The following is a 2,299-nucleotide window of genomic DNA, read 5'->3' on the forward strand; positions in this document are numbered from 1 at the left end:
CGTGGATGCTGTGCAGGTCGTCGGGCAGGAAGGCGATCGGCGTGCCGGGCTGAACCGTCACTTCGCGGTCGAGCTCCAGCCGGGCCACGGCCGGGTCGCGGCCATCGTCGGTGCGGCGGTAGATGCGGTTCTCCTCCTGCCCTTCGACGGCCACGATGGCCGCCCAGGTCGTGTGGTTGTGCGGGATCGAGGTCTTGCCCGGGTTGATGGAGTTCAGGTAGAGCGCGATGTCGTCGTCGCCGTCCTCGGGGTTCAGGCGGTAGCGCGTGGAGGCGCCCACGCCTTCCGTGGCGGCCGGCGGCGGAAAGTCGGTGCGGGTGAAAAGCTCGGTCTGCTGCGCGAGCTTTTCGAGGCGCGCCGTGATGCGCGCAAGAACGGTGCGGTCGAAGGGCTGCGTGCTCGCGATGCCGCGGATATCGGTCAGTGCCTGGTCGACGGCGACGCGGCGCCGGGCGGCCAATGCAGTGCCGGAGAGGCTGTGGGTGGTGGTCATGGCTTGAGGGCAGTGGTGGGTTCAGAGCGCAAAGCGCAGCCGCTCGAAGGGCAGCGCTTCAGGAAGGGGAGCGGGCCGTGCAGGCGCCGTGCGCGCGCCTTCGCCGAGCGCGCGGCGCAGGAAGGCGCGGGTGCGCTCGCTTTCGGGCTGGCCGAAGATGCGCGGCGCAGGGCCGTGCTCGACGATGACCCCGGCCTCGGTGAAATACACCTGGTCGCTGATCTCCTCGGCAAAGCGCATCTCGTGCGTCACCAGCACGCAGGTCAGGCCCTCCTGCACCAGGTCGCGGATCACGGTCAGCACCTCGCCGACGGTCTCGGGGTCGAGGGCCGAGGTCACTTCGTCGAACAGCATCAGCTCGGGCCGCATCGCCAGCGCCCGCGCGATCGCAACGCGCTGCTGCTGCCCGCCGGAAAGCTCGCCGGGATAGGCCGCCTCCTTGTGCGACAGCCTCACCTTGTCGAGCAGCGCACGCGCTTCGCGCTGTGCCGCGGCGCGGTCGCGGCCCGCCACGCGCGTGGGCGCGATCACCAGGTTTTCCAGCACGGTGAGGTGCGGGAACAGGTTGTAYTGCTGGAACACGAAGCCCACGCGCTTGCGCAGCGCGATCAGCTCGGCTTCGGAGCGCAGCGCGTCCACCTGCGTGTCGCCCACGCGGATCGCGCCGCGCTGCGGCCGCAGCAGGCCGGTGATGCAGCGCAGGATGGTCGACTTGCCCGACCCCGAGGGGCCGATGATGGACACGGCCTCGCCGCGCCGCACCTCCAGGTCGATGCCCTTGAGCACCTCGTTGGCACCGAAACGCAGGTGCACATCGCGCAGCGCCACGAGCGGCGCTTCGTGTGCGGCAGCCGTGGTGGCGGAGGATCTATCAGTGGCGGTCATGGCGACGCTCCAGCGCGCGGGTGGCGCGCGCGATCGGATAGCAGCAGGCGAAGAACAGGCCCAGCAGCGTGAAATAGACAAGGATGGTGAAGTCGGTGCGCGCCACCGTGTTGCTCGCGATCTGTGCCGTGTCGACCACGTCGTGCACGCCCACCAGCGAGGCCAGCGCCGTGCTCATGGTGATGCTGGCATAGAGGTTCATCCACGGCGGCAGCATGCGGCGCAGGCACTGCGGCAGCACGATCAGGCGAAAGATCTCGCTGCGCCTGAAGGCCAGCGATTGCGCCGCCTCCCACTGCGCGCTCGGGATCGACTGGATCGCGCCGCGGAAGATCTCCGCCACGTTCGCGCTGGCCGGCAGTGCCAGGCCCAGCACCACCTTGATCCAGTCGGGGAAAGGAAAAGTCCACGACACCAGGTGCAGCTCGAACGGGAACACATAGGTCGTGAAATAGACCAGCACCAGCACGGGCGCATTGCGAAAGACCTGCACATACCAGCGCGCGGCGACGCGCAGCACCCGCAGCGGCGAGAGCGACAGCGCCCCGACCAGCAGCCCGGCCAGCGTGCCCAGCACCATTGCGAGCACGCTGATCTCGATGTTCGCCAGGAGGCCGCGCAGCAGCGCGGGCAGCCATGTCCAGAGATGGACGAAGGCCGTGGGCGTGGTGCCGGTGGCGGCCCAGAAAGCCACGAGCGCCAAGGCGGCCCACGCGGCCAGGGCCCACGGCCTGCGCCACGCGGGCGTGCCGGCGTCCGCGGCGATGGCCGGGGCGCTGCCTTGAGGAAGCGCGATCTCACTGGCCATAGCCGGGCATCCTCAATCGTTCCTCGAGCCAGCGGCCCACCAGGCTCACGAGCCAGGTCAAGAGGCCGAAGAAGACCAGGATCAGCAACAGCAGTTCGAGCACGTTGTCCCGC

The 2,299-nt window shown here is 69.4% G+C and carries 3 protein-coding genes and 1 pseudogene; all 4 read right to left on the reverse strand.

Annotated elements, in window-relative coordinates:
- Positions 1-493, reverse strand: a 493-nt coding sequence (locus tag AC1DOC_RS29970) for a cysteine dioxygenase family protein (protein WP_478131152.1), incomplete at its 3' end; no start/stop codon positions are given.
- 21 nt (positions 494-514) lie between these two features.
- The gene (locus AC1DOC_RS29975) at positions 515-1,378 is read right to left on the reverse strand and encodes an amino acid ABC transporter ATP-binding protein (RefSeq protein ID WP_436289101.1); all 864 of its coding nucleotides are present in this window, start codon (positions 1,376-1,378) and stop codon (positions 515-517) included.
- Positions 1,365-2,186, reverse strand: coding sequence for an amino acid ABC transporter permease (locus AC1DOC_RS29980; protein WP_278875109.1), 822 nt, complete (start codon positions 2,184-2,186; stop codon positions 1,365-1,367). The genes AC1DOC_RS29975 and AC1DOC_RS29980 overlap by 14 nt, the downstream gene beginning before the upstream one ends.
- Positions 2,176-2,299: pseudogene (locus AC1DOC_RS29985) on the reverse strand (amino acid ABC transporter permease); the annotation flags it as partial. The pseudogene AC1DOC_RS29985 and the gene AC1DOC_RS29980, both read right to left, overlap by 11 nt.

This window comes from Variovorax sp. 01T439_2 (genome assembly GCF_056398445.1).

Bases quoted from the DNA above. Each gene is read 5' to 3' on its own strand.
- AC1DOC_RS29980 (WP_278875109.1), bottom strand. From the start codon at position 2,186: ATGGCCAGTGAGATCGCGCTTCCTCAAGGCAGCGCCCCGGCCATCGCC.